The organism is Paenibacillus terrae HPL-003, assembly GCF_000235585.1.
In the GTDB taxonomy this organism is placed as follows: domain Bacteria; phylum Bacillota; class Bacilli; order Paenibacillales; family Paenibacillaceae; genus Paenibacillus; species Paenibacillus terrae_B.
On the sequence record NC_016641.1, the window covers coordinates 1,393,894 to 1,417,207 of the forward strand.

The following is a 23,314-nucleotide window of genomic DNA, read 5'->3' on the forward strand; positions in this document are numbered from 1 at the left end:
ACAAAGCAACTACTGAATCATGGTCATATTGGAATGCAGAAGGATCTATAGTCTCTAACATCAATGGTAAGTACACAAAGATGAGCAGAGTTATTATTGATATTTTTAAAGACCTCAATGTGAATATAGGCTAAACCATCTTAAACATAGCTGTCAATCAAAAGAGAATTAGAAATACCCTTAACTATTCTTGCTCAAGCCTTTGATTTCCTGTTCCGTTAATCCAGTGGCCTTCACAATGGTCGTTATATCCAGATTCATTTCGAGCATATTCTTGGCCACTTTCTTAACACCTTCCATTTCTGCACTTTCCAGCATAGAAGCCTCATCATGCAGATACTTCTGTCTGGCCTCATACAATCGTCTGGCATCCGAATCCTGACTCAAATATTGCAGGGTGTCCATCGCCTTCTCCAAACCTGGCTCATTCATCTTCAGCACCTCCCAATATGATGTATCGGCACTTTTTAGAAACAACAGCCAATTGATCAATCCGCCTTCAGACGGAACGCTATGCTCATCCAGCTTAGGCAATTCCAAGAAATGAACCTCAATGTCATCAATCAAGGATATCCCTGTCCGGTCTTCCCGCAAATGAAATATGTTGTGATATTGCTCATTCTTCAAGAACGAATAGTTTAAAATACACGAGGGTCAAGTAAATCCATCGTTACCAGCTCCATTCGTTATTATTATATCATTTTTCAAGGGTTTTGAGCCTTACAAAGGTGAGTAAAACCGCTCAGCTTGAATCAGCTTGCCGTGTTGGAATATATTAGGCATAAGTGAGCAGTTTAGTAAAAGAAAACTAAGAAGCTTTGGAGGTTTTAGAGAAGTAGTTTTAACGAATCGAAGTACGGATGAGGAGATATGGAAGGCGGCTATATTTAACACTGGTTACGTGACGGCCAAACTTGCCCATCTTCGCATAGCATCAGTGAAGCTCACTGTATTCATTAACCGTAAGCCCCAGAAATCGTGTCATAGCAAGCTTTCTAGCCGCCATGTGTATAGCCCAAAACAGCCACTGAAATGAAAAAAGACACCATTTAAGGTGTCTTCACTGGTACTGCATATGGAGACGAACCTTGTTGTACCCCATTCTGCGTACTCTTACGGAAATACCAATTACTCCTGTGGCGCTCTCTGTACCAACGCTTTGCCCAGGAACTGCCGTGTTCGTTCTTCCTTCGGATTGGTGAAAAACTGCTCTACCGGGCCTTGCTCCACGATCACACCATGCTCCATCAGTACGACCCGATCCGCTACATCTCTCGCAAAGCCAAGCTCATGCGTGACGATAATCATCGTATTGCCTTCACTTGCCACTTTTTGAATGACTGACAGCACTTCATCCACCAGCTCAGGGTCGAGTGAGGACGTTGGTTCGTCGAACAGCAACACCTGCGGATTCAGTGCCAAAGCGCGGGCAATTGCAACACGCTGCTGCTGTCCACCCGAAAGCTGGGCAGGGTAGTAGGTCATGCGATCCTTCAACCCGACCTTTTCCAGAATGCCTTCACTGATCTCCCTCGCCTGCTTGCGGTCCAGCTTTTTGACACTGGTCAGGCCGATCATGACATTGTGGAGGGCATTCAGGTTTTTGAACAGTTGATATTGCTGAAATACCATTGCCGTTGCCGTGCGCAGTCCGAGAATGTCCTTTTTCCCCGCCTTGGCTGCATCCACCTTCACACCGTCAATCTCAATGACACCGCTGGTCGGCTGCTCCAAAAAATTAATGCTGCGCAGCAATGTGGACTTGCCTGATCCGCTTGGCCCCAGAATAACCACGACTTCTCCTTTGCCTACGGTCAGGTCTATACCCTTCAACACATGATGCTGTCCAAAATGCTTATGAATTTGATGAAGCTGAATCATGTCCTTACTCACTTCTTTCGTAAATTCGAATACGCTTCTCCAGCACGACAAGCCCACGCTCAATAATGATGCACACCAGCCAGTAGATCAGGGACACCGCAACGTATACCTCAAAAAAGGCCAGCGCACGAGCGCCCATAATTTTGGCCTGTCCCATCATATCAACAACACCAATCATAAAGATAAAAGACGTATCCTTCACCGTACTAATCAGCGTGTTCCCCAGATTGGGCAAGGCCACCGTCAACGCTTGTGGCAGCACAATTTTAAGCATAATCTGTGTCTGACTCATCCCGATGGAATTCGCAGCCTCAAATTGCCCCCGATCCACCGAATTAATCGCCGCCCGGAACGTTTCCGACAGATACCCCCCGAGATTCAGCGAAAATGACAACAACGCGAAAATCTCGGGCGGAATCACATAGATATTTAATTGCTGCAAGAAACCGTATTCGCTCTGAAAATAATATAGAAACTTGGGTATTCCATAATATACGAGAAATAACTGCACAATGAGCGGCGTTCCCCGAATGTACGAGACATACAACGTAGACAATTGCGCCAATACAGGCACCTTGTATATCCGAATTAAAGCCGTCCCCAACCCGATGATCGAACCCAGCAGCATGGACAATAGCGCAATCCATAGCGTAACGGGCAGATACTCCACGATCCGAGGAAGGCTTTTCAGCATATAATCCAGATCAAACAGCTTTTCCATAGGAACCTCACTTTACCCATTACATTGTTGTTACTGCGGGATATATTCCCCTCCTGTCCATTGTTCAGACAGTTTTTTCAGCGTTCCGTCCGTTTTAAGCTCTTTAATAATCGGGTCGATTTTAGCTTTCAGCTCTTCGCCCTGCTTATCCTTTTTGAACACCAGATTGATATCATCCGTTTGCACAGGATCACCTATCGCTTCGACCTGCAAGCCTTCCTTCTTGATCGTAGCAGCCGTCATGACTGGATCATTCACATAAGCGTCCACCCGGCCATTTTGCACGTCCTGAAGGTTGTCGGATGAGGTACCCGTGTCATTGTATTTCAAAATAATTTTGTTGCCGTTCTTCGCATTGTACTGTTCCAGCAATTGTGTGTAGGAATCGCCTACCGAAGCGGCTACCTTCTTGCCTTCCAAATCCTTGAGGGAATGAATATCGGTTCTACCCTTTTTCACAACTATGACGGATTGTGCCTGAAAGTAGGATTCACCTGAGAACAAATATTTTTGCTCACGCTCGGGATTTTTGGCGACTTCATCTGCTACGACCTGAATCTTGTTCGATTCCAGCGCCAGGAAAATTCCGTCCCAGCCGGAAGGTACAAACTCAAACTTATAGCCGTCCAGCTTCTTGTCAATCTCCTTGACCACTTCCACATCGTACCCGGTCAGCTCATTTTTATCATTCGTGAAAGCGAACGGCGGGTAGTCATTTTGTGTGCCCACATAAATAACCTTATCCCCCGATGCTGCTTCCTTCGAGGAACATCCGCTCAAGGCTCCCGTCAATAACACGAGCGATAGGCCAATCGCTGCAACAAACGCAGATTTCTTCATATGTGATTCTCCCTTTTAATCCAAGTGATTTAGTATGATTTTATATTATAACGGGTTCCTGAAATAATACAACAGATAAATTTAATTTAGATCACTTATCCATATGTTGCACAAAAAAGGACCCTTGCGGGTCCGACTACATCATCCATGGAGAGAGAGACGGTCTGCGGGATGCTCTGGTAAAATGGACGAGATCAACCGTTGCACAGCGGGATGCGCCGATTCAAAAATCCGGTCCTTGTCATCGCAGCGTTCGATCAATTTCCCCTGCTCCATCACGGCAATACCATCACAGACGGCGTAAGCCGCCCGAATATCATGCGTGATGAACAGATACGACAATCCGAACGAGGATTTCAGCTCTCCCAGCAGGGATAAAATATGCATCTGGTGAACCATATCCAGGCTGCTGACAGACTCATCCAGTACGATGAGCTTGGGCTTGAGGGCAATCGCCCGTGCAATGTTGATCCGCTGCAATTGTCCGCCGCTGAATTGATGCGGATATTTATTCCGATCCTCCGGCTTGAGACCAACTCGTTCCAGCAGGTTTTCGACCGTTCTCTTTTGCTCCTGTACCGATAAACGTTCGTAATTGTCCAGAGGCTCCCCGATAATCTGCCCGGCGGTCATTCGGGGATTTACAGCAGAATAGCAATCCTGAAATACGACCTGCATATCCCGTCGCAGTCCCCTGCGGACTTGTTGACTTCCATTATAAATGTCCTGACCCTGGAACAGCACCTGACCCTCCTGCGGCTTCTCCAGCCCCAGAATGACCTTGCCCAGCGTGCTTTTCCCCGCTCCGCTGGTTCCAAGCAAGCCCAGGCAAAATCCACTCTCTATGGTAAGCGAAACGTCCGCCAGCACAGGGGGGCGTGGTTCGGAGCGGCCCAACCATTTGCGCCTTCCATAGCTATGAGTTACTTCCTTCACTTGTAGCACGCGCATTCGCTCCCCTTTTGAAAGTGTAACCGTCTACAGGCCACTAACCTCCTACCTGATTCACGCCCCGTAGGGACAACTTGGGCCTGGCATGCAGCAGCATTTTCGTATAATCATGCTGTGGCTGATCGAACAACTGATGAACCTCCGCCTGCTCAACGATACGTCCCCGCTGCATGACAGCCACTTCATCCGCCATTTGGGATATGACGCCCAGATCATGCGAGATCAGCAAAATGGAAGTGTCGTATTCCGTACGCAAGCGATCCAGCTCTCTTAGCACCTGTAGCTGATTAACCACATCGAGCGCCGTCGTCGGTTCATCCGCAATAACCACTGCTGGCCGCAGGCACATCGAAATGGCAATCATGACCCGTTGTAGCATCCCCCCGCTCAACTGAAACGGATAACGCTTCATCAGCTTGGCCGGGTCGGGCAGATTCATGTTTTCCAAAGCCGATATGGCAAGGTCGCGGGCCTGTCGTGTGGTCAATCCGGTGTGAGTGCGGATCGTTTCCATAAACTGAGACCCAATCGTATACACCGGCGTAAAAGCGCTCATTGGATTTTGCATAATAAACGCGATTTCTTTGCCCCGAATGCGCCGCATCTCCTCGGCCGCCATTCCGTTCAGCTCGCGCCCGTTCAGACGGACACTGCCTTCTACGTCCATCGTCTGGCGATCCAGCAACTGGAGCAGCGCGTTACAAGTTACCGTTTTGCCGCTTCCACTCTCGCCGACAAGACCAAGAACCTGTCCCTTTTTCAGCTCAAAATGGATCGGCTCCAGCAGAGACACCGCCCCTGCATCGGTTTTGAGCTTTACCTGCAAGCCGCTGACCTCCAGCACCTTCGACTTCGCCCCGTCGTCCATCGTTGTTCTCACTCCTGTTTTTACTGACGTTTGGCAATTCCGTATCGGTCGGACAGCGCCTCTCCCAATATATTGAAGGCCATGACCACCACCAGAATCATGACGCCCGGATAGATCATTAATTCCGGATGACTGCGGATGTATCCCGTTCCTTCATGAATCATGGCTCCCCATTCGGGGGTCGGCGGCTGGATGCCCAGACCGAGGAAAGACAACGCCGAAATATCCATGATCGCCCAGCCCATCTCCAGCGTACCCATGACCACAATCGGCCGCAGTACATTCGGAATGATATGCCGCCGGATAATGGCTCCTGAAGAGGACCCGCTAATCCTTGCGGCAGCTATGAAATTCCGCTCTTTCAGACTGACGACCATATTGCGGCACATTCTGGCATAATACACCCACTGCACCATCATCAAGGCGAGCAGCACCTGCATGAGACCCGGCCCAAAAATACCGACAATACCCAGCACAAGTACCAGATTCGGAAACGCCATAATACCTTCGCAAAACCGCATCAGCACACTATCGACCCAGCCACCCAAATAACCTGCAACTGATCCGATCACGACGCCGATGCTAAGCGAGGACAGGAAAATTAATGTCGCAAAACCGAGTGAAATCCGCGCTCCATACAGCAGCCGGGACAGATTGTCCCGACCCAAATGATCGGTTCCCAGCCAATATTCCTTCGAAGGGCCTTCCAGCTTATGCAGTAAATTGACTTTAACCGGATCATGGGGAGCCAGCCACGGGGCCAGCACCATAATCATAAAAAGAATCAAAAGCACTACAGAGCAGACCACGATCACCTTTTGACCCTTGAACATTGTACGCAACCTTATCATCACTGCTCTGTTCGTCCCTTCGATGAAATTCGGGGATCCATATACAAATGCACCAGATCAACGAGCAAATTGCATACGATGAACAGGCATGCCGCCAGAAACACATAGCATTGTATGACGGGAATATCCCGGTTAAAAATCGCTTCCACAAAATAACGGCCAAACCCGGGCCATGAAAACACCTGCTCCACAATAATCGTTCCGGTCAGCAGCTTGCCCAGATTCATGCCCATACCGGTAATCAGCGGGGCAATGGCAATTTTGAGCACATGCTTGAGCATGATCACCCGCTCACGAATCCCTCTGGTTCTGGCATACTGCACATACGTTTCCTGAAGCTGCTCCAATACACTGGAGCGCAGCAGACGCGTATATAGAGCAATCAGAACCAGCGACAGGGTCAACGTAGGCAACACCAGATGCTGCCACGTTCCCCGGCCCTCTACAGGCAGCCAATCCAGCTTCACGGAGAAAAAGAAGATCAACAGATATCCCAGCCAGAATTGAGGAATAGACGCTCCAAAATAAGAAAGCCCTCGACTGAGCATGTCGATCCAGCCATTTTTACGTATCGCCGCCAGCACGCCCAGCGGGATACTCACCACGATGGATAGCAGCATGCTGCTCAAGGCCAGCTCGACAGTGGCAGGCAGCCGAACCTTCACCTCATCCCACACCGGCTTGTTCGTCAGATATGAGATACCAAAGTCCAGCCGACTGATTCTTTGCAGCGTCTGTATATACTGGGTCAGCAAAGGCTGATCCAGCCCAAACTCATGTCTTTTCTGCTCCAGAATTTCTGGAGTTGGATAGATATGAGCTGCCGTCAAATAGGCCTCGGCCGGATCAACTGGTGAAATATGAATGAGTGCAAAGGTAACAAGGGTGGCAAAGAGAACAATAGGAATGACCGCTACCATTCGCTTCCCAATATAGCTGATCATGAGTTGTCCTCCTATCCTGTAAACTATCGTTACCCTTCGGTTTCAACTACTTCCCGATTTCAATTCCCTCAAACGGATTTTCATCCCGATTGGCCGGGAATACAAAATTGGTAATCTTTTTCTGATATACTGCGGTTTTCTTAATATACGAAATAGGCACAATTGCAGATTGCTCCTGAAGGGTTTTCAGAATCGAAGCATACAGCTCTTGACGCTTGGTTTCGTCTGTCGATGAGAGCGCTTCGTGTACTTGCTGGTCCAGATCCTTCTTCATCGGAAGAGCGCTCAGTACCTCGGAAATCCCAAAGCTCTTCTTGGCAATGACATTAATAAAGGAATGCGGATCATAAGGCGCACCATAGTTGTACCAGAAGTACAGATCAAACTGATTGGATCTAAGCCGCTTGATTTGAACCGTCAACTCCAGTCCGGTCAGGTTCACCTTGACACCCAGCTCTCCCCATTCCGCCTGAATGGTTTCAGCCATCGCCTTTTGGATCGGATCGGTTTTATCAAAAATCAGCTCAAAATCGAGCTGTTGTCCGTCCTTCTCCCGCACCGTGCCGCCTGCGGGCAGCTTCCAGCCAGCCTCATCCAGCAGCGCTTTGGATTTTTCCACATCATAGTCGACGGGCTGTAAGTCCACATTTGTATACGGATAGTTTTTGGATAAAACCGTATCCGCTTTTTCCTCCAGTCCCGAGGTCACACCTTCCACCATCGCCTGCTTGTTAAAGCCATGCTGGAGCGCCAGACGTACCCGAAGGTCTGCCAGCTTGGGATTGGACGAGTTAAGCAACAAGCTTCTTGTGCCGACGGGCTCAGACAGCTTGGTCACATAATTATTCGTGTCGCGAAGCTGCTTGAAAGCATCCAGACTGATGACGCCCTCTCCATAAATCAGGTCCAGATCGCCTTTCTCAAAGGCCATTACACGTGTTTCGCCATCTGGAATGGTTTTTACGATAATTTTATCGATCTTCGGTGCGGTTCCCCAATAATTCGGGTTACGCTTGAAGGTCGCATATTCGTCTTGCTTGTATTCATCCAGCATCCAAGGTCCGGTACCTACCGGTTTCTTGATGCCTTTGGACGTATCTCCATCATCCGGGAACCCGGCTTCACCCAGAAAACGGAACGGACGAACGACGGACAAGTCCTGAAGCACCGGATAGTACGGCTCTTTCAGCGTCATGCGGAAGGTGCTGTCATCTACAGCTTCTGTTTTGTCGAGAACGCCTACCACACCAAGCCAGCTATGCGTTTTTTCATTTTTCATCACAGCGTCAAAGTTCTTTTTGACTATAGCCGCATTAAATGGCGTTCCATCTGAAAATTTCACGCCTTTACGCAGCTTGAACGTATATGTTTTGCCGTCCTTGGAAATGGTCCAGGATTCAGCCAAAGCAGGCTCCAGCTTGCCACCTTGCTTGTAACTGACTAACGGCTCATAAATCATGGATTGTGCAAAAAGTTGGGAAGGATTGTATACGTGAGGATTCATCGTGCCAATGTCGCGCGGCCACGATAGCGTGATCGTCTTCTCATTGGCAGCTCCGTCGGTTGAGGAGGACGCAGGCGTGTTATCCTGCTTCGCGCAGCCTAAAATAACGGATAATAAAAGGATTGCTACCAGCGTAAGGGTGGCAGTCTTGCGGTGTCGAACGGACATCAATGTGTTTCCCCTTTTCTATATATGTGATAATGATTATCATAATCATATTTAGAATAGGTATCACCTCTTATTTTGTCAACAGTATTCGACAAAGAAAGCTCATATTTATTTTAAATTTGTAAAATATGGTATATATAGCTTATTCCGCCAACGCTTGAAACAGGGTACGCGTGTATTCATGCTGTAACAGGTCTTCATCCCACTCCTGAAATATCTCCACGATCTCCCCCTGGACCATGACGGCAATCCGATCACAAAACGGACGGGTGGATTGAAGATCATGGGTGATAAAAAGATAGGATAGCTGACGTTCTACCTGTGCTTTCTTGAGCATGTCCAGCACGGAAGCCTGCGTTGCCGTATCGAGATTAGCGACGGATTCGTCGAACAAGATGATTTCCGGCTCCACCGCCAGCGCACGGGCGATGCATACCCGCTGCTTTTGTCCACCGCTTAGCTGTGATGGGTATTTATCCAGACTGTCAGCCTTCAATCCTACCGATTCCAGTAGGGACAGACAGATCTCCAGCACTTGCGCTTTTCGCTCAGGAAAATAATTTCGGATCGGTTCCTCCAAAATATCTCGGATCGTCATGCGGGGATGCAGCGAGGAAGATGAGTCCTGTGCGACCAGTTGGATTCGTTTGTATAGATGAACATCCTTCATCCTTCCAGTATGAATGGGCTGATGATCCAGCCAAATCTCCCCCGAGGTCAACGATTCCAGCCTTAGGATACATTGTGCCAGCGTGCTTTTGCCGCTTCCGCTTTCGCCAACCAGTCCGAGGCATTCTCCCCGTTGCAGCTCCAGACTCACCTGCTTCACGGCAGCCTGTTCGGTATCCTGCTTGTTGAACCAGCCTTTTCTCCGTCTGCGGACAGGATAGGCTTTGGTCACTTGCTTTAATTCCAGTATCATTCGCGTATCCTTCCTTCCGGGCTCATCTCCAGTACACGATCCGCCACACGACTCACACCCTGACGATCATGAGAAATTAGCAAAATGGTGAGATCGAAGTCCTCTCTCAACTGTTGGAACAACGCCAGAACCTTTTCCCGGTTGATAACATCCAGCGCCGTGGTAGGCTCATCGGCAATAAAAAGGCGCGGACCGGAGCTTAGTATCGTAGCCAACAGTACCCTTTGGCACATCCCTCCGCTTAATTCAAAAGGGTACGAGGACAAAATATGCTCAGGGTCTGCAAACCCGACCTTGCTCAATAAAGAGCACAGATAATCCTCCTGCGCTTGAGTAGCCCAGCCCCCGGTCATTTGTGCAATCCCGCTCAGCATCTGCCGCATCCGGGGCAGCACACCCTGTGGGGCGGCCTGCTGCGGTACAGGGCGGGGTAGGTTGCCCTGCTCCTTCTGTTCGGGCGGCATCCAGCGCCGCCCGTGCAGTCTAAGCGTGTCCGTCAGTTGTGCGCGGACGGTACGGATCGGATTCAACCCGCTCAGCGATTGTTGAATGAGCAGGGCAATGTCCTTGCGGCGCAGCCTTTGCCAGCGCCGTTCATCGAACGGGACGATATCCTCCCCGTTGTAGTACATATGCCCCTGCGTAACGCCGATCCCTGGCTCCAGCATGCCCGAGATTGCGTGCGCGGTCAGACTCTTGCCGCATCCGCTCGGCCCGGTTAAGGCCACAATTTCCCCCGGATACACGGAAAAGCTGACATCCCGGAGCAGCGGTTGATTACCGCTTATCCGCATTATTTTCCCATTCGCGCCCGGTTTCCTACCTGCTTCCGCACCTGTTGCTGTGTCAATACGTGTACCCGCTCCTGTGCCTATGCGACATATCTCCAGATGTTCCACGTGCAACATTGGCTTGCGCCCTGCCATATTCCCTTTCATCTGTCCTGTCCCATCCTTCATTCTGCCGCCCCCTTGTCTGAGAATCGGTCTCCCAGAAGCTGGCACGCAAGCACAAACAGCATAATCGCCAAACCCGGAAAAATCATGACATGCGGCGCCACCTGAAAATACGACGTCGCATCATGCAGCATCACGCCCCACTCCGGCTTAGGCGGCTGTACACCCAGCCCAAGAAAGGAAAGTCCGGCAACCATAAGCACCACTCGCCCAATGTCCCAGACCGCGTACACAAATAGTTGGGGCAGCACCTGTGGCAGCACATAGCGTCTCAGTATGCGCACATGCGAATTACCGGATAAACGGGCGTATCGGACATAGTCCTCCTGACAGGCTTTTTGAACAAGGGTGCGAATATACCGAACATATCCCGCCCACCGTACCGCAATAATCGCTAAGGTCATGTTTACAAAACCCGGACCCAAGGTACCCACAATCGCCACCGTCAAAATGATATCGGGAAAAGCCAGCACGCCGTCAATGACCCGCATGACTAGCTGATCCACACGCCCGCGCACATAGCCAATGAGCAAGCCTATCGGCAAACTGATGCAGAGCGTAGCTGCTGTAATCGCACAGGCAATCAGTACGCTTGTCCGAATCCCGTAAATCAGCCGTGACAGTACATCCCGACCCAAATGATCCGTACCGAAGGGATATTCCCGGCTGGGCGGCTCCAGGCGCTTCTGGAGATCGACATTGAGAGGATCATGTGGGGCAACCCATGGAGCCAGCAAACCGAGCAGTACGATCAGGCCAAGCAGTACGCCTCCTGTCAGCAAGCTCCCTTTGAAGGACAGCCGCATGTTTTTCATTTTCAACTTCCTCCCCTAACGCAAACGCAACCTTGGATCTACAGCCACCTGGACCACATCTACCAAACACTGAACACCTACGATTAAAAATGCAGCAAAAATAACATACCCCTGAATCACCGGATAATCCCGCTGCGTAATCGCATCTATAAAATACTTGCCCAAACCCGGCCATGAAAAAATCGTCTCTACAATGACATTGCCCGCCAGCATAAATGACAGATTCGTGCCTAGCAGCGTGATGATCGGCAAAATCGCATGCTTGAATATCTCAAAAAACAGAATATGCGTGCGGGAAAAGCCTCTGGCCTTCGCCGCCTTCACAAAATTCCGGTCACCCAGCTCCAGCATTTGGGCACGCAGCACACGGGCTTGCACGGCCCCCAAACCTGCTCCAAGGGTCAGCGCTGGCAGTACCAAATGAGTCCAATCTTCCCGGCCCATGGACGGGAGCCAGCCCAAACGGACGGAGAACAGGTAAATCAGCAGAAAGCCAAGCCAAAAAGAAGGGATGGACGATCCGAGCAGTGCAAACAGCCTTCCCAGACGATCCAGCCAACCGCTGGATTGTACCGAGGCAGCCAGCCCCATCCCAAGAGTCAGCAACGTCATGACGGCAAAGCCCGCCGAGGCCAGCTCCACGGTAGCAGGCAGTCTGTTCCACAGTTCGGTTAGCACCGACTCCTTGGATACATAGGAGGTGCCCCAGTGCCCTGTGGACACATCCCGCAGCCAGTTTACATACTGAATATGAAGCGGCTCGCTCAAGCCCAGCTCCTTCCGCAGCGCCGTCAACGCCTCCTCAGAGGCAGGTACATTATGCGCGGTGAGCAGAATGGTAGCAGGGTCGCCGGGAGCCAGCCTCATCAGCACAAACGTCAGCGTGGATACAACGAGCACAATGATGACAAGCTGCGCCACACGTTCCAGAATAAAACGAATCATAGGGTACGCAGCCCGTTATTCCGCAATATCGGATTGCGCCGTAATGTAGTAATACTCAATCGGATGCGGCGTAAAGCCCTCTACCCCTTTTTTCACCCCAAATACATTATCTGGATGAACAATGAACGACTGCGGCAAATCCGTATTAATGATATTCAGCGCTTGCAGTGTCACAGCATTGCGCTGCGCTGTATCCTTCGCCAGCTTCAATCTGTCAAGAATGTCCTCCAGCGGTTTGGAAGCATATCGGCTTACATTGGATTCGCTTTTAGAGGAATAAAACATGTCCATAAAATATTGCGGCTCCCCCGTATGGGCAGTCAGCATGCTGTACATGGCAAAATCCCAATCGTTTTTGGTCAGTGCCTCGTCAATATTTTCCACCTTGCGGATCTTCACCTGGATGCCCTCCTTCAGCAGTTGGCTCTGAATTACCTCAGCCATCACCGAAAGCTCTGGACGTTGGGGAAAAGTCAGCAACGTAACTTCGAACGGCTTGCCTTGCTTGGTCCATGTACCTTGGGCATCCTTCTTCCAGCCATCCTTCGCCAATAGCTGCTCCGGCGTTCCGTCCAGCGCTTTACGCTCGACCTTACCGAAGGGCAGAATGCTCGGGAATGGGCTGCTTGCCTCCGTACCATAGCCTCTCATGATCGCACTCACAATGGATGCACGTGGTATCAGGTTGTCCACTACTTTGCGGTTCGCAGCATCCTTGAACACAGGCGACTCCATGTTGTACACGATCATATGGGTGCGCAAAGAAGGAGACGACAGCACTTGCAGCTTATCGTTCTTTTTCAATACCTCCGCGTTATCCACCGGAATATCAGTCGCTACATCTACTTCGCCGGATTGCAGCGCCAGCAGGCGCGAATTGCCGTCCGTAATGAACTTCATCGTTGCTTCAGCCAGCCGGGCCTTCTCGCCCCAATATCCGTCATAACGCTCTACGACCAAGGATTGATCCTTGTTGAACGCTTTAATTTTAAAAGCACCTGTCATTGCAGGGTAGCTCTGCTCATCTTTCATGGACGCTACATCCAGCACAATCGTCGATGGATCGGCCAGATTGGACACCAGCGCTGCATTGGGCTGGTTTGTCGTGATTTTCAATGCCAGCGGCCCAGTTACGTCAATTGACTTTACGTCTAGCAAATCCTTCGCCAGATGGCTTTTCTTGATAGAGCGCAGCAGGGAAGCTTTTACACTTTCCGCGTCCATACTCTTTCCGTCATGAAAAGTGACCTTATCCTGCAAGCTGAACGTCCAGACTGTGGGACTGTCCTGCTTCCATTCCTTTGCCAGCCATGCCACAGGCTCCAGCTTCTCATTCAAACGGACAAGTGTCTCACCTGCGCCAGACCGCATGATATCCCAGCTATTGTCTCCGTGCGGGTCAACGCCCGACGGTTTCCACGTGTACGCCATCACCAGCTTCTTATCTGCTGTAGCCTGTTGTGCGGACGTGTCCTCGCCCTTGCTGGAGCTGTCCGCCGTCTTATGGGTTGTGGAGCATCCCGAAAGAGCCATAACTGCCAGCAGCAGCATCACTCCTGTACATATAAGCCATGAACGCTTTTTACGATTGCTTATCATTCTATTGACTCCCCTCATCTTGTAATCTCATATATATCTAACGCGAAAAAAGCATCCCCGACCGCTTAATCAGCAGTCAGAAATGCTTTCATTATAAAATGCCAAAGCTCACCCTCTTCACCCTCTAAAAAAAGGGGGAGCGGATCGGTTTCAGACATTCCGTATGCAGCACGCCTAACCACCTCCCCAGCATCCCGTGGGTCTGACAGTGATGTTAAAACAGGCAGGTCTCCTGACTTCAGGCTTATCTCTCAGGCCTTCCCGGTTCTTCACAGTTCCAGTGGCTGTTCTGAAAGCTACAGCAATCCCCTGCTGATGCCTGTATACAGTGGCGGGTCCGTGTCGGAATCTACCGAACTTCCCTTTTAAGCGAACACGCACAGCATCCACTACGAGATCTCAACGAAACCCTGTAGGTGGAAAGTCCGGTTCGCACCTGTTTTCTTCCTTTATTCCTTTATATTACGAATTAGGACTATCTTATTTTGTTGTTACAGGCTTGTCAACAAATGTGGCATAATAATTTAAATTTGAATGATACAGCGAGGATCAAAGTTATGGCTTTGAATTGCGTGCACGCAATTCACGTGCTAAAATTTGGTATAGAGATCACCACCACGGCGCGCTGCATAACTGAATGTTAATGCAAACGAAACCCACCGTTAGGGGCCAACCTAATTACGCGGTGGGTTTTCGCTTGTTCCGAAATTTTTATACCATACCTCTTCCTACCACTCTAACAATTCCTTCTAGTATTTAAACCAAACTTAAGAGTTACTTTTAGCGCCACTGCCAGTCGGATGATGCTTCGCTTGTACGGCATCATTCCGCTTACTCCATTCTTCATGTACATTTTTCAAGTTCATCTTATATAGATTCTAAAATTAAATTAGTAAATCCCTCATCTCAGAAAGGATGTATACCTTTGAAAACAAGCGGCTTTCGCTTAATTATAATTTCTTTGCTCGTACCAGCTCTATTGTCCGCCTGCTCAACATCTTCTGTTCCATCAACGCAATCCGTCCCACCAAAAGAAATTCAATCGGGTGGAAGAGCAGTTCCTGCTGAGCAAGGCCAATATCTATCTATGACTTATACAGAATATGTGAATGGGAAAAATGCAGACAAAGGCATGGTTATGCGGGTCATGACATACGACTTAAGCAGTAAAAAAATGACCAAACTGGCCGACGTTCCTTATACCTCTCAATACCCACTTTCTGTGGTGTCATTACCTGATCACAAGATTTATTACTCTGCTGATGTTGATGACAAGGGAGACCAATTATTTTCGCACGATTTGAATTCAAAAAAAACCGAACAATTATCTGATAATTTGTTTGCCATTAATCGTATAGTACCAACCACTCCAGATGGGCCACTTGTTCTGGCTGCAGTCAAAAAAGGAGAACGTACACTTAAAACTATTTTCTACAATAAATCAACTCGTACAATGAAATTTCTTCATGATGAAAACCAAGATGAACACACCTGGTCTATAGCCTATAATCCTGCAAAAAAAACAATTTACAATACACAGTATTCAGAGAAGGAGCAAGATAAACAGAGAGACATTGCAACCCAGAAACAGACCATTATGATCCCCCCGGACGGCAAGGGCGTCTACTATCTAGGCAGTGCTTCCCAGAAAAATCAGGAGGAAGGACGTGGCGTGTACTATTATGACTTCACCTCGAAAATTCAAACCCCGATCTTCATACAGAAAGAGGGTTTTATCAATAACTTCATGCTGCTGAACAAATAATCAGTTTTGAATAATCATATGCCAAAAAGCCGGAAAAAGAGGCTTATGTCCTCTCTCCGGCTGTCCTTATCTATTCCTAATCATCAAACCTTCTGCGGAACCTCCGCCACCGTCACACCTTTGACCGATTCGCCTTGTTTTTTCGTTAAAACGATGTTCAAAACAATCGCTGTAATCGAGCCAGATACGATACCATTTTGCAGCAGCATTTTGGCAAAGCTCGGCAGTTGGTCAAACATTTGGGGCAGCACGGCAGAGCCGAGGCCCACCGCAATACTGCATGCCGCGATCAGCAAATTGCTTTCCTTCCGCAAGTCCACTTCCGACAAAATAGACATGCCCGATGCAGCAACCGAACCGAACATGACGATCATCGCACCACCCAGCACAGCATTCGGAATCACCGTCGTCAAGGCAGCCAGCTTAGGCAATAAACCGAGAACAACCATGATACCACCCGCAGCAAAAATAACGTTACGCGATTTGACGCGAGTCAGCGAGATCAGACCAACATTTTGCGAGAAGGCTGTGTAAGGGAACGCATTGAAAATACCCCCAAGCATAATCGCAAGTCCTTCGGAACGCAAACCATTGACGATTTGCTTCTGCTCTACCTTCTGGTCAATCGCCTTGCCCACTGCCAAATAAACGCCTGTAGACTCGACCATGCTGACAATATTGACGATAATCATTGTACATACTGCCATAATGCTAAACTCCGGCTTGCCAAAATAAAACGGCTGCGCAACACTCACCCAAGACGCTTGCGCCACTGGAGCAAAATGCACCATTCCCATCGCATAAGCAACCACGGTTCCAGCAAACAGACCGATGAGCACGGAAATCGAGCGCAAAAATCCCTTGGCCAACCGATTCACAAGCAAAATAACCAGTAAAGTAACCAACGCCAGCAACAAATTACGCGGCTGTCCAAAATCCGCACTACCCTGGCCTCCTGCTACATTATTCATCGCCACCGGAATGAGGGACAGGCCGATAATCGTAACAACCGAACCCGTAACCACCGTCGGGAAAAAGCGTAGCAGCTTGCCATACAGCGGTGCCGCGAGCACCACGAATATACCGGATAAAATAATGGCTCCGTACGCGGTCGCCAAATTCGAGGTCGAAGCAATTGCGATAATCGGCCCCACCGCCGTAAACGTACAGCCTAAAATGACAGGCAATCTACTGCCGAAAAACCGCGTGCCCATAATCTGCAACAACGTGGCAATCCCACAGGTGAACAGATCCGCAGCTACCAAATAGGCCATCTGAGCTGGTGTCAGGTGCAATGCTCCCCCTACAATCAGAGGTACGGCAATCGCTCCTGCATACATCGCCATCACATGCTGGAAGCCCAGCGCGAACAACTTTTGTTTACTCAGCATCCCACATTCTCCTTGACTGAACGGATCACCGTATCATTTTCTTCTATAAAATGAACCTCGCCCGGTGCCATCGAAGCGATACGCGCAAGAGAACGTACGGCAATGCCTCTTTGCTCCAGTAACCCACGGCCTTCCTGAAAGCTCTTTTCGATGACACAGCCAACCCCGGCCAGCTCCGCTCCTGCTTCCTTCACAATATCCGTAAGCCCAACCAATGCTGCGCCAGTAGCCAGAAAATCATCCACGATCAGCACATGGTCGCTGGCATCGAGATATTTTTGGGAAATACTCACCTGATAGGTTTCCTGCCGTGTAAACGAGTGAACCTCAGCGAAATACACCTGCTCGTTCAGCGTGATTGCCTTCTTTTTCTTCGCATAGATGAACGGAACACCCAATGCAATGGCTGTAGCCATAGCAAACTGAATACCGCTTGCTTCAATAGTAAGCACCTTCGTAATGGGAGCACCGCCAAAAAGATGTGCAAACTCCTTACCAATCTCCAGCGCCAATGCTGTATCTACCTGATGATTCAAAAATGAATCTACCTTTAATACCGTGTCAGATAAAATCTGTCCCTCTTGACGAATACGTTCCTCCAAAACTTTCATGATGCGGGTATCGCTCCTTCTTTACTTTAAAATAGTATAAAACCTGCTAAAACCAAAAAAAGGACAGGCTCTCTTGAGTTGTTTCTCAAGTGAAGCCTGTCCTTGGGTTGTAATCCCTGACGGATTGGCGCACAAATAAATGTACGCATTCATCCGAAGCCGATGCGCTATCACTCATAGTCGGACAATTACAGTGGTCGTCCGGTAGAAACTTTTGGGCCATATCCCCAATATTATACGAGTCATATGAAATTGATATCTTGTATACTACACCCTCTGGCGGGCGGTTTCAAGACTATTTTTCATACAGACAGCGGCACTTGAAGAACATTCCACAATTCGAACATTACAAAACAGCGTCCCCCTCCGATTAAGGTACTTATATTGTAGAAAACGGATATTAATACACATAAAACCACACAAAAAACATTATATTTTATTTATAATTTGAAAAACAAAAATAAAACCATACATTATATTTCCGTTTGTGTTGACTACACAGAAAAACGGAAGTAGTATTGAGTTATATAAGATGTAAAGAGGCAGGAGCTTCGACTGCCGGGACTTCACCCACGTAAGGAGATTTTATATGGATAACTATCTTGCTGTTGATATTGGGGCTTCAAGCGGAAGACTCGTAAGTGCAACCCTGCAAGGTGGCCGGCTTCACTTGGAAGAGCTGCATAGGTTCGGCAACTCCTTTACGGAAAGGGACGGACATGATTACTGGAATGTCGATAATCTGTTTGACGAGATCATAAAAGGACTGCAGAAAGCCAAACAGAAAGGGATTCATTCCTGCACGCTCGGCATCGATACATGGGCTGTAGATTACGTCCTGCTGGATCAGGAAGGTCGTCGCATTCATGATATCTACGCCTATCGCGATGCACGAACTCTTCATGCACCCGACAAGCTGCACCGGCTCATAAGCAGAGAAGATGTATATGAGAAGACAGGCATTCAGGAACTGAACTTTAACACGCTGTATCAACTGTTCGTACATGATCGGGAACAGCTTGCCCAAGCGGATAAAATATTGATGGTTCCCGATTATCTGTACTATCGCCTTACAGGCATCATGATGAATGAAACGACGAATGCATCTACCATGCAGCTTTTAAATGTGAATACTCGGGAGTTTGATGAAGAACTATTGTCCCTGCTCCAGCTTCGCCGTAATCAATTTGCGGAGCTTACCGAGCCCGGTCAGACTCTGGGTGCGATCTTACCGGAGCTTGTTCAGCAGTACGATCTTCCAGACTGCCAACTCATCGTCGTGCCTACACACGATACAGCATCGGCTGTGGCGGGTGTTCCATCGAAGCGGGAAGAATCGTGGGCCTATATCAGCAGCGGAACGTGGTCACTTCTGGGTATGGAGCGGCAACAAGCCTTGAATACCAAGGCAGCCATGCAGGCGAACTACACCAATGAGTGGGGAGCTTTCGATACGTACCGTTTTCTGAAAAACATTATGGGCCTGTGGATGATTCAGGAGGTAAGAAGAGAGGGCGATTCTGCTCTTAGCTTTGCCGAATTGGCCCAATTGGCTTCGGCAGAAACGCCGTTTGCCAGTCTCGTTCTCTGCAACCTGCCCGCATTTTTAAACCCGGATAGCATGACTCTTGAAATTCAACGATTCTGCGAGGAAACGGGGCAACCTATTCCCCGGACACCGGGTTCGCTCGCCCGTTGTATTTTCGACAGCCTGGCCTTGAGCTACCTGGATGCCTTACATGAACTACAGCATTTAACCGACGAAACGGTTACCCAATTGCACATTGTCGGCGGAGGCGCCAACAACGAGTTACTATGCCAGCTAACAGCTGATCTTTTGGGGATTGAGGTTCACGCTGGTCCTTCCGAATCTACGGCAATCGGTAATATTGTCGTGCAACTCATCAGCACTGGCGGTCTTGAGGATCTCAAAGCTGCTGGTAGCATCATTGCCCAGTCCTTCCCGACTCAGTTATATCAGCCGAAGTCGGTGAATGGACTGAAAGGACTTCTGGATCGCTGGGAGAGTCTCAAGAAGCAAACAGCGTCCTCTATTCAGATATCTCGATAAAGGAGCAAACCCATGAATCAAGCCATTGAAGCGAGTTATAACGAAGCGAAAAAGCTGTATGCCCGCCACGGTATTCAGGTGGATGACGTTTTACGGAAGCTTTCAGAGATCAAAATATCATTACACTGCTGGCAGGGAGATGATGTTCAGGGATTCCTGTTCAAAGACAAACAGCTTAGCGGGGGAATCGCTGTAACGGGTAGCTACCCGGGGAGAGCAGGTACACCAGATGAATTACGTCGGGATTTAGAGAAAGCCCTGTCGCTCATTCCGGGTCAACACAAGGTCAATCTGCACGCGATCTATGCGGATACCACAGAACAAGTGGATCTGGATCAATTGGAGCCGCGCCATTTTCAGAACTGGGTAGACTGGGCCAAACAGCAGGGATTGGGGCTTGATTTTAACCCCACCTTGTTCTCCCATCCCAAAGCGGAAGACGGCTTCACGCTGAGCCACAAGGACCCGGAAATTCGCAATTTCTGGATTACACACTGCAAAAAATCACGCAGGATTGCGGAGCATTTTGGAAAAGAGCTCGGTCAGCCATGTGTTACAAACCACTGGATGCCGGATGGTTACAAGGATACCCCCGTTGACCGCTTGGCTCCAAGAGAACGCCTGCGGGATGCTCTGGATGAGATTTTCAGCGAAAAAATCAGTGAAGAATACAACATAGACGCGGTTGAAAGTAAGCTGTTCGGCATCGGTTCGGAAAGCTATGTCGTCGGCTCGCATGAATTCTATATGGGTTATGCGCTGACACGGGGTAAATCCATTTGTCTCGATTCCGGTCACTTCCATCCGACTGAAGTCATTTCAAATAAACTGTCTTCCGTACTGATGTTCACCGATCAATTATTGCTCCACGTCAGCAGACCGGTTCGTTGGGACAGCGACCATGTCGTGACCATGGACGACGAATTGCTCGACATTGCTCGTGAGCTGGTTCGCGGAGAATTGCTTTCCCGAACCCATATCGGCCTTGATTTCTTTGACGGTAGCATCAATCATGTGGCTGCATGGGTCATCGGAACACGCAACACGATCAAAGCGCTGCTTCGCGCTATGCTTGAGCCTATTGAAGCATTGAAGCAGGCTGAAGAGGAACGCGACTTTACCACCCGGCTTGCCCTTGTTGAAGAGTTTAAATCGTATCCGTTCGGTGCCGTCTGGGATTACTACTGCGCTCAAAACGGTGTCCCCGTTCGTGAGGAATGGCTGGCCGAAGTTAAAAACTATGAACAACAGGAACTGCTAAAACGGTAATTACCGCATGTATACGCTTGTATGTCTAAATCATCCAAAGGGAGAGATCATCCATGACTACTGTACTGGAGAATCAAAAAGAACGAAAATCGGGGCTCGATATCCCATTCGTCCGCGAGATGGCGGAAATTACGCAAAACATGTGGAAATTCGGCTGGGATGAGCGTAACGGAGGCAATGTCAGCTATATTCTGGATGAAGCAGAGGTTGCAAAATATATGGATATCCATCATGTTATTCGTACGATCAAACCTGCTTTTCCTGTAAATGAGCTGGCAGGCAAATATTTTATCGTCACCGGATCAGGCAAGTATTTTAAAAATGTAATCTCCGATCCAGAAGCCAATTTAGGTGTCCTGCGTGTCTCGCAGAATGGCGAGCAATTGGAAGTTTTGTGGGGCCTCAAGCATGACGCGGTACCTACCAGCGAGTTGCCTTCTCATTTTATGAGCCACATTGAGCGCTTGAAGGTCGATCCCAACCATCGTGTTGTGATTCATAATCATGCCACCCATGTCATTGCCATGACCTTCATTCATAGTATGGACGAAAACCAATTCACCAAAACGCTGTGGGAAATGTGTACCGAATGTATTGTCGTCTTTCCAGACGGCATCGGCGTAATCCCTTGGATGGTACCGGGTTCCAGCGAAATCGGTCGCGAAACGGCAAAAAAAATGAAGGATCATCACGCTGTATTATGGCCTCATCACGGCATTTTCGGAACAGGCAGCTCCATTGATGAAGCATTTGGCCTGATTGAAACGATTGAAAAAGCGGCGCAAATTTATATGCTCATTGCTAAGCATGATATCCAACAACGAATTACGGATCAGGAATTGGCCGATCTGGCCAAAGCCTTTAACGTTACTCCAAAAGAAGGAATCTTAAACGTATAAATATAAGGCTATTGCAAAATAACCCGGTATGCCGAGAAACAATAGAAAACAGGACTCCTGTGCTGGTCGTGCATAAGGAGCCCTGTTTTCATTTCGATACCTATTTTTTTAATTCATGACGGTTACTTGGATTCGGATGTTTCACGAATGGCCCGATCCGTCAACTGGTTCAGGACAGCGTCCTCCATCGGCGGGTTATGCAGACCGAAGCGTACATTACGGTACATCAGTTGTAGTGGATGAGACAGCGAGAGGCTGTGTACCCCGACGATTTTCATCGCCAGATCCACTACAGACAAAGCTGTTTGCACAGCAAACACCTTAGCTGCGCCGAGATCCGGGTTAGCCTGCTCGGAAGTCACCGTGCAATTCGGCTGCCAACGTGCAGCTACGCCGTATAACAGATGCCGGGCGGCTGTCAGCTCCAGCTCGATCTGTCCGAGCTTTTGCCTGATATGCGGCAATTCGATAATCGGATGCGTCAAACTGTTCGGCTGATAGTTGGAAGCAAATTGAATCGCCTCCTGACGCGCAGCCAGTGCGATACCCAGATAGACAGCCGGAATATTGAGCAAAAAGAAGCCAGGCTTCGCGTTTTTGCGGGATGGCTGCCGCTGATGAACCCTTGCGTGCTCGGGAAGCTGTACATCCTTCAGCACAAGATCATGGCTGGCTGTCGCACGCATTCCTACCGTGTTCCAGGTTGGGTTAATGGACACCCCCAGTGCTTTCTTCGGAATCAGGAACTCCGATACGCCTCCGGTTTCAGTATCCGAGGCAGACACGATGAAGTAGTCCAGCGAGGTCGAAAGAGACGTGAACGCCTTGGTCCCGTTGAGGACAAAGCCCTGTTCTGTCCGCTCCGCCAAGGTCTGCGGCTTGCCTCCACGGGTTGGGCTTCCAGTGCCGATCTCCGAATCGGCGCGGTTCACCAGCGCTCCCTGTTCGACTACTTCACGGCATAACGCTGCGTAATATTCCTCCTGCCAAGGCCGATCCTCGGACAAGCCGAACATAATAATATGATGCCAGCCCAAAGCCAACGCCATCGCAGCGTCAACCTGAGCAATTCTTTCCTGATATAACAAAAATTCTGTCAGGGATGCACCCTGCCCTCCATATTCACAGGGAACAGAGATCGTATGATATCCGATTTCCTTTAGATCGCGAAGCAGGCTTACGTTAATCTCGTTCGTTTCGTCCGCCTTACGTGCCGTCTCGTGATGACGGTCCACAATGGTTCCAATCAGCTTTAGCTTGTCCAGTTGCTCTTTCGTTGTAGCGAATCCGTATTCTAATAAAGACAATGAAGCCCCTCCTTTTGCCTTGAAGCTTATCCAATA

General features: G+C 49.1%; 20 protein-coding genes, 1 pseudogene and 2 riboswitches. Of the genes and pseudogenes, 4 read left to right on the plus strand and 17 right to left on the minus strand.

Annotated features, from left to right (window positions below; genetic code table 11):
- Positions 1–180: 180 nt before the first annotated feature.
- The 14 genes and pseudogenes from HPL003_RS06360 to HPL003_RS06425 form a co-directional block, all read right to left on the minus strand.
- A pseudogene (locus HPL003_RS06360) lies at positions 181–645 on the minus strand (Rpn family recombination-promoting nuclease/putative transposase); the annotation flags it as partial.
- A gap of 483 nt (positions 646–1,128) precedes the next feature.
- Positions 1,129–1,881, minus strand: a complete 753-nt coding sequence (locus HPL003_RS06365; RefSeq protein WP_014278812.1) for an amino acid ABC transporter ATP-binding protein — start codon at positions 1,879–1,881, stop codon at positions 1,129–1,131.
- 4 nt (positions 1,882–1,885) lie between these two features.
- Positions 1,886–2,602: an amino acid ABC transporter permease gene (locus HPL003_RS06370; protein ID WP_014278813.1), complete on the minus strand. Its 717-nt coding sequence runs from the start codon at positions 2,600–2,602 to the stop codon at positions 1,886–1,888.
- A 30-nt stretch (positions 2,603–2,632) separates the two neighbouring features.
- Positions 2,633–3,442 carry a transporter substrate-binding domain-containing protein gene (locus tag HPL003_RS06375; protein ID WP_014278814.1) on the minus strand — a complete coding sequence of 270 codons (810 nt, stop codon included), beginning with the start codon at positions 3,440–3,442 and terminating at the stop codon, positions 2,633–2,635.
- A gap of 141 nt (positions 3,443–3,583) precedes the next feature.
- Positions 3,584–4,393: a nickel import ATP-binding protein NikE gene (gene nikE, locus HPL003_RS06380; RefSeq protein WP_043922318.1), complete on the minus strand. Its 810-nt coding sequence runs from the start codon at positions 4,391–4,393 to the stop codon at positions 3,584–3,586.
- A gap of 37 nt (positions 4,394–4,430) precedes the next feature.
- Complete coding sequence (gene nikD, locus HPL003_RS06385; RefSeq protein WP_014278816.1) at positions 4,431–5,261, minus strand: nickel import ATP-binding protein NikD; 831 nt, start codon at positions 5,259–5,261, stop codon at positions 4,431–4,433.
- A gap of 20 nt (positions 5,262–5,281) precedes the next feature.
- Complete coding sequence (nikC, locus tag HPL003_RS06390; RefSeq protein WP_014278817.1) at positions 5,282–6,112, minus strand: nickel ABC transporter permease subunit NikC; 831 nt, start codon at positions 6,110–6,112, stop codon at positions 5,282–5,284.
- On the minus strand, positions 6,112–7,056 hold the full coding sequence (nikB, locus tag HPL003_RS06395) for a nickel ABC transporter permease subunit NikB (protein WP_014278818.1): 945 nt from the start codon (positions 7,054–7,056) through the stop codon (positions 6,112–6,114). Before nikB (HPL003_RS06395) ends, nikC (HPL003_RS06390) begins: the two co-directional genes overlap by 1 nt.
- A 46-nt stretch (positions 7,057–7,102) precedes the next feature.
- The gene (nikA, locus tag HPL003_RS06400; RefSeq protein ID WP_014278819.1) at positions 7,103–8,728 is read right to left on the minus strand and encodes a nickel ABC transporter substrate-binding protein; all 1,626 of its coding nucleotides are present in this window, start codon (positions 8,726–8,728) and stop codon (positions 7,103–7,105) included.
- A 142-nt stretch (positions 8,729–8,870) separates the two neighbouring features.
- Positions 8,871–9,650: an ABC transporter ATP-binding protein gene (locus tag HPL003_RS06405; RefSeq protein ID WP_014278820.1), complete on the minus strand. Its 780-nt coding sequence runs from the start codon at positions 9,648–9,650 to the stop codon at positions 8,871–8,873.
- The gene (locus HPL003_RS06410; protein ID WP_014278821.1) at positions 9,647–10,609 is read right to left on the minus strand and encodes an ATP-binding cassette domain-containing protein; all 963 of its coding nucleotides are present in this window, start codon (positions 10,607–10,609) and stop codon (positions 9,647–9,649) included. Before HPL003_RS06410 ends, HPL003_RS06405 begins: the two co-directional genes overlap by 4 nt.
- Positions 10,606–11,421, minus strand: coding sequence for a nickel transporter permease (nikC, locus tag HPL003_RS06415; RefSeq protein WP_014278822.1), 816 nt, complete (start codon positions 11,419–11,421; stop codon positions 10,606–10,608). Before nikC (HPL003_RS06415) ends, HPL003_RS06410 begins: the two co-directional genes overlap by 4 nt.
- A gap of 15 nt (positions 11,422–11,436) precedes the next feature.
- Positions 11,437–12,366, minus strand: coding sequence for a nickel ABC transporter permease (gene nikB / locus HPL003_RS06420; protein WP_014278823.1), 930 nt, complete (start codon positions 12,364–12,366; stop codon positions 11,437–11,439).
- Between the two features lie 15 nt (positions 12,367–12,381).
- Positions 12,382–13,965: an ABC transporter substrate-binding protein gene (locus HPL003_RS06425; RefSeq protein ID WP_014278824.1), complete on the minus strand. Its 1,584-nt coding sequence runs from the start codon at positions 13,963–13,965 to the stop codon at positions 12,382–12,384.
- Between the two features lie 205 nt (positions 13,966–14,170).
- Positions 14,171–14,370, minus strand: a riboswitch (cobalamin riboswitch).
- 520 nt (positions 14,371–14,890) lie between these two features.
- Between HPL003_RS06425 and HPL003_RS29635 the strand changes: the two genes are divergently transcribed.
- Positions 14,891–15,730: a hypothetical protein gene (locus tag HPL003_RS29635; protein ID WP_014278826.1), complete on the plus strand. Its 840-nt coding sequence runs from the start codon at positions 14,891–14,893 to the stop codon at positions 15,728–15,730.
- A gap of 83 nt (positions 15,731–15,813) precedes the next feature.
- Here the strand turns inward: HPL003_RS29635 and HPL003_RS06435 are convergent, their stop codons facing one another.
- Together HPL003_RS06435 and HPL003_RS06440 are read right to left on the minus strand one after the other, a co-directional pair.
- Positions 15,814–17,121 carry a nucleobase:cation symporter-2 family protein gene (locus tag HPL003_RS06435; protein ID WP_014278827.1) on the minus strand — a complete coding sequence of 436 codons (1,308 nt, stop codon included), beginning with the start codon at positions 17,119–17,121 and terminating at the stop codon, positions 15,814–15,816.
- Complete coding sequence (locus HPL003_RS06440) at positions 17,115–17,732, minus strand: xanthine phosphoribosyltransferase (protein WP_014278828.1); 618 nt, start codon at positions 17,730–17,732, stop codon at positions 17,115–17,117. The genes HPL003_RS06435 and HPL003_RS06440 overlap by 7 nt, the downstream gene beginning before the upstream one ends.
- 157 nt (positions 17,733–17,889) lie before the next feature.
- Positions 17,890–17,993, minus strand: a riboswitch (purine riboswitch).
- 328 nt (positions 17,994–18,321) lie between these two features.
- Between HPL003_RS06440 and rhaB the strand changes: the two genes are divergently transcribed.
- From rhaB to rhaD, 3 genes are read left to right on the plus strand one after another with little or no spacing between them, the layout of a single operon-like run.
- Positions 18,322–19,803, plus strand: a complete 1,482-nt coding sequence (gene rhaB / locus HPL003_RS06445; RefSeq protein ID WP_014278829.1) for a rhamnulokinase — start codon at positions 18,322–18,324, stop codon at positions 19,801–19,803.
- Positions 19,804–19,815: 12 nt separating this feature from the next.
- Complete coding sequence (gene rhaA / locus HPL003_RS06450; RefSeq protein WP_014278830.1) at positions 19,816–21,072, plus strand: L-rhamnose isomerase; 1,257 nt, start codon at positions 19,816–19,818, stop codon at positions 21,070–21,072.
- 53 nt (positions 21,073–21,125) lie between these two features.
- On the plus strand, positions 21,126–21,971 hold the full coding sequence (gene rhaD / locus HPL003_RS06455; protein WP_014278831.1) for a rhamnulose-1-phosphate aldolase: 846 nt from the start codon (positions 21,126–21,128) through the stop codon (positions 21,969–21,971).
- Between the two features lie 122 nt (positions 21,972–22,093).
- Here rhaD and HPL003_RS06460 read toward each other — a convergent pair whose 3' ends face one another.
- Positions 22,094–23,278: an acyl-CoA dehydrogenase family protein gene (locus HPL003_RS06460; protein ID WP_014278832.1), complete on the minus strand. Its 1,185-nt coding sequence runs from the start codon at positions 23,276–23,278 to the stop codon at positions 22,094–22,096.
- Positions 23,279–23,314 lie beyond the last annotated feature (36 nt).